This window comes from Lachnoclostridium sp., from assembly GCF_031997925.1.
Taxonomy (GTDB): domain Bacteria; phylum Bacillota; class Clostridia; order Lachnospirales; family Lachnospiraceae; genus Lachnoclostridium.
Map to the genome: position 1 here is coordinate 79455 of NZ_DAMADT010000020.1, position 5165 is coordinate 84619.

A 5165-nucleotide genomic window follows, 5' to 3' on the forward strand; every position below is an offset into this window, starting at 1 on the left:
AATCAATTCTTTAAGGAAAAGGATGCAAGCAGACTTGTGCATTATGAAGGCGTAGTACATAACAGAGCTTATGAAGCTACCATTTCTGATGTTGAGAGCCGTATGTATGCGTCTTCTAAGCAAATAGAGGAATATTTGGACTCAAATCCAGCAAAACCTTTTATTTTATGCGAATATATGCATGATATGGGAAATTCTTTGGGTGGGTTAAAATCATATATTGATTTGATACCTCGTTATGAGATGTATCAAGGTGGATTTATCTGGGACTTTATCGACCAAGCATTATTAGTGAAAGATGAGGTATCAGGTGAAATGGTGCTTCGATACGGTGGAGACTTTGACGACAGACCTTCTGATTATGAATTTTCGGGAGATGGAATCGTATTCGCAGATAGGACTGAAAAACCAGCAGTACAGGAGGTGAAATATTACTATGGATTGTATTAATCATAAGGATCCAAATAAATTACAGATTGTATATGGAGACACAGTTTTTGGAGTTCATGGCAATGGTTTTCATTACCTCTTTTCTTATCAGGTGGGTGGTATGGAATCCTTAGTAATAGACGGAAAAGAGTGGTTGTATCGTAGTCCAAAACCGACCTTTTGGCGAGCAACAACATGCAATGACAAAGGGAGCGGATTTCCATTACGCTCTGGAATGTGGCTAAGTGCTGACTACTTTATCAGATGCAGTAAGATTGTATTAAAAATAGATGGTAAAGAGAAAAAACCTCAAATAGGACCTGAGAATAATCAATATTCAACAGAAGAATTTGCCTCTAACGCCTCAATTACATTTACGTATGAGACAATAACTGTTCCTTCTACAACTGTAGACGTAGAATATGAGATGCTTCCAACTGGTGTTATCAATGTAAATGTTCACTATCATGGCAATACTACCCTACCAGAGTTACCTGTTTTTGGAATACGCTTTATTATGCCAACCAAGGCTACCTCCTATCGTTATGAAGGACTATCAGGAGAAACCTATCCAGATAGAATGGATGGAGGAGTAGAAGGAATCTATGAAATAGAAGGTCTTCCAGTTACGAAATATTTGGTACCTCAGGACTGTAATGTACACATGAAGACTAAATGGGTAGAGGTGTACCGAAATACTACGAAAAATAATACCGATCATGATAGCGAGAAATTCGGTTTGAAAATTTCTAGTATTCATAAAAAATTTGCATTTTCTTGTATCCCTTATACCGCTCAGGAACTTGAGAATGCGACTCATCATGAAGAACTTCCTTTACCGAGACGTACAGTTCTATCTATCCTAGGAGCTGTCAGAGGTGTAGGAGGAATTAATAGCTGGGGTGCAGATGTGGAGCCAGAATATCATATCAATGCAGGTGAGGATATATGCTATTCTTTCCAGATTAGTAAAGCAAAATTAATGTAGAAGTTTCTTGCTCCGAAATGTTTGGATGTGGTTTTGATAATACAGAAGCATTTCAACAGGAATTGTTAAACTATAGAAACTTAGTATAATTAAAATTAAAAATTATAACATCAGAACTATCAACTATTATTGGTTGATAGTTTTTTTAAAGAGAAAACCTCAATCAAAGTTAATATTTGGTAAATAAATATTGAATAATGATATGATAAATAGTAATCTATTAAGAAAGGATATTTATATTAATTTGAGGAGGTATATTAGGGTGAAAAGTATTAAACCAGGACGCGGGCCCTCTGCGATGGGTGCTATGGGTTCTATTATAAGTGTTGTTTTCGGTATATTTTGGACTATTATGGCATCATCGATGGATGCACCGTTTTTCTTTTCTTTGTTCGGTATCATATTCATAATTGTGGGTATCGTACAGACATTCTATCATTTTAATAATGCGACAGGTACAAATCGATTTTCCAAGTATGATATTATGGACAGTTCTGAAGAGTCTGATCCTCTTCAGGAAGTGTTTGGAAAAAATAGAAACTCAGAAACTACAACTTCAAATCTTGACAACAGTGAAAGTTTCAGTTTTTGCCCATATTGTGGTATCAAAATAAACTCAGATTTCGAATTTTGCCAAAAGTGCGGTAAGAAGTTACATTAGCCATATTAGCTTACTTTATAGAAAAAACATAAACAGTAATTTACATATCAAACAATAAATAAAAAGGAAGGATAAATAGTATGAAGCAGGTTGTAATACCAAATACAGATTTGAAAGTATCTAATATTTGTCTAGGTGCAGGTAACTTTGGTGATAAGCTAAACGAAGAAGAAGCATATCAAGTCCTAGATGCCTTTATTTCAGCTGGTGGTAACTTTATTGATACAGCGAAAGTATATTGCTGTTGGGCTACAGGCGATAACAGCAGTGAGCAATACATAGGAAGATGGCTTAAATTAAGAAACGCTTATCAAAATGTCATGATAGCGACAAAAGGTGCTCATTATAACTTAGATGATCAAGAAAAAAGATCTCGCGTGAATAAAAAAGAGGTAGCAATTGACTTAGAGGAGAGCTTACAAACTTTGGGCCTGGACTGCATTGGAGTATATTATCTTCATCGAGATGATAATCAAATACCAGTGGAAGAGATCGTAGATTTTTGCGAGGAATTTGTTAAAGAAGGAAAGATACGTTATTATGCCTTTTCTAACTGGGATATAGACAGAGCAGTGAGTGCTTTAGATTATGCAAAAACTACAGGAAAAAAAGGCTTTGTAGCATTATCAAATCAATACAGCCTAGCTTATGTAAAGAAAGAAAATAACATGAATCCGGATAAGACACTTAGTTTGACTGACATGGATTACCTAGCATGGCATAAGAAAACGGGTATCCCTTTGATCCCTTATACCTCTGTTGCAAATGGATTTTTTGAGAAATTACGAAATAGTGGTGCATATCATAATGGCACTGCACAACCGGAACTTCTAAAGAATACAATGTCTGAAAGGATGATAAGAGCTTTTATTAATCCTTGCAATTTAAAGAGATATGAAATCTTAGAAGAACTGCAAAAAGAATATGGATATTCCATGATTGAATTATCGCTTGCTTATTTAACCAATCACAGTGCACCGATTATTCCAGTGGTTTCTGTCCGTAGTACTGCGCAATTAGAACCTGTAGTACGGGCAAGTGAAATTGTATTACCAAAGGATGTAATAACTAAACTTGATGAATGTTCGAACTAATATTATGGTACCAATTGAAAATATGGATTGTTGGTTTAATAATAAAATATTGATTGTTGACTTAATAACAAACTTTTGAACGGTAGTATAAGAACCATTATATAAAGTTGAGGATTCTTATCGATGGAGAAGTAATATGCTATGTCATATTCTTTACGTGCAAAAAGGAGGTCTCTATGAATTATCAAAATCCTATAATTAGGGGATTTTATCCTGATCCAAGTGTATGCTCTGCAAATGGTAAATATTATCTAGTTTGCAGTTCCATGCAGTATTTTCCCGGTGTGCCTTTATTTGAAAGCGAGGACTTGATAAACTGGACTCAGATTGGCCACTGTCTCACAAGACCTGATCAGATTGCACTACAAGGGGTCAGTAGTTCAGGCGGGGTTTTTGCTCCTTCTATACGATATTATGAAGGTCGTTTCTACATGACCACCACGAATGCTACCACTCAGCAGAATTTTATTGTTTGGACGGATCATATCTATGGCGAATGGTCCGACCCTATTTTCATTGATCAGGACGGAATCGATCCATCTCTATTTTTCGAAAGCGGAAAAAGTTATTTTATGAGCAACGGATCTGATGCAGAAGGAATATCAGGTATCGTGCAATGTGAAATCGATATCAACACAGGTAAAAAGCTTTCTCCGAGTAAAACTATCTGGCAGGGTTCCGGTGGTCGTTATTTAGAAGGACCCCATTTATATAAAATCAAAGATTATTATTATCTGGTAGCTGCAGAGGGAGGGACTGAATATGGTCATATGGTCACCTATGCTAGAAGTACTTCTCCTTACGGTCCCTTTGAAGCCTACCCTAGCAATCCGGTCCTTACGAACAGAAACCTAGGTGGTTTTCAAATACAAGGTGTCGGACATGGTGATTTGATCGTAGCTCCTGATGGAAGCTTTTGGATGCTACACTTGGGTTTCCGTCAGACAGGTAAGTGGACTACCTTCCATCATTTAGGGAGAGAAGTATTCCTGTCACCGGTGAGATTTCATGATGATGGATGGTTTACTGCTGGCACAAACGGTACTACTTCAGAATATATCGAGGTACCTTTTACATATAAAGAGCAGGAGTTCCAAACCGAATATACTTTTTGTAATACAGCCTTTGAACAGGATTGGTGCTACCTAAGACATCCTTCTAGAGAAAACTATTCATTATCCCAAAGCCAGATTATTTTAAATGGAAATAGTATCTCACTTGATGATGTTGATTCCCCAACTTTCATCGGATTAAGGCAGAAAGAATTCTGCTGTCGCATAAATTGTGATATTGAAATTGACCGTGGAGAAGCAGGTATAACTTTTTACATGGACGAAAACCACCATTATGATCTTGCAATATCCAAATATCCAGAAGATTTCCGAGTAGTCGTACGATTATGTATTGGTAATATAAAATCCATTGAAGCTGAATATTCTCTCGGTGATAGCAATCGTGCTTCCTTCATAATTGATTCTAGCAGCCAAGAGTACAGTTTTTATGTCAAATCAGAAAATGGTATCATCCATCTTGGTACCGGGTTGACCCGGTATCTTTCCTCTGAAGTTGCTGGTGGATTTACCGGAGTTATCATTGGTTTATATGCTTTTGATCGATACTCCATTAATACTGCTAAATTCAAAGATTTCAAATGTGAATACTTGCTTGAATGATTATTTTTTATCAAAAAATGATATTAACAGAAGGATACGATACTATGAAAATTTTAAAAAATGTTTTATGGATTTTATTTTTTTTATTATTAGCAATGGCAATCATTAGTGTTGTTTTTGATTTTTATTGTTCCGATATTATTGTATTGATATATGCTTTTGTTTGTTTTGTTTTAGGAACCATTAGTTTTTTGAATGTATTAAAGAAATAATAATTTTTACAACTATATTTTTAGTCAAACTATCAATTCAAAGTGATATTTTATCATATAAAAAGGTTCTTAGTCTTGAGGTGACCCCTAAAAGTTAGACTTTATGGC

Annotated in this window: 6 protein-coding genes; all 6 read left to right on the forward strand. The window is 35.6% G+C overall.

The annotated features are described in order from the left end of the window. Nucleotides 1-450, forward strand: a 450-nt coding sequence (locus RTP52_RS13355) for a glycoside hydrolase family 2 TIM barrel-domain containing protein (RefSeq protein ID WP_312371959.1), incomplete at its 5' end; no start/stop codon positions are given. Further along, nucleotides 437-1417, forward strand: a complete 981-nt coding sequence (locus tag RTP52_RS13360) for a beta-galactosidase small subunit (RefSeq protein ID WP_312371961.1) — start codon at nt 437-439, stop codon at nt 1415-1417. The genes RTP52_RS13355 and RTP52_RS13360, both read left to right, overlap by 14 nt. Nucleotides 1418-1679: 262 nt before the next feature. Further along, nucleotides 1680-2078 carry a zinc ribbon domain-containing protein gene (locus tag RTP52_RS13365; RefSeq protein ID WP_312101588.1) on the forward strand — a complete coding sequence of 133 codons (399 nt, stop codon included), beginning with the start codon at nt 1680-1682 and terminating at the stop codon, nt 2076-2078. Nucleotides 2079-2158: 80 nt separating this feature from the next. After that, nucleotides 2159-3172 carry an aldo/keto reductase gene (locus RTP52_RS13370; protein WP_312371963.1) on the forward strand — a complete coding sequence of 338 codons (1014 nt, stop codon included), beginning with the start codon at nt 2159-2161 and terminating at the stop codon, nt 3170-3172. Nucleotides 3173-3348: 176 nt separating this feature from the next. Beyond that, nucleotides 3349-4845 carry a glycoside hydrolase family 43 protein gene (locus RTP52_RS13375; RefSeq protein WP_312371964.1) on the forward strand — a complete coding sequence of 499 codons (1497 nt, stop codon included), beginning with the start codon at nt 3349-3351 and terminating at the stop codon, nt 4843-4845. Nucleotides 4846-4889: 44 nt separating this feature from the next. Further along, entirely contained in the window at nt 4890-5057 is a 168-nt protein-coding gene (locus tag RTP52_RS13380) for a hypothetical protein (protein WP_312371965.1), read from the forward strand. Nucleotides 5058-5165 lie beyond the last annotated feature (108 nt).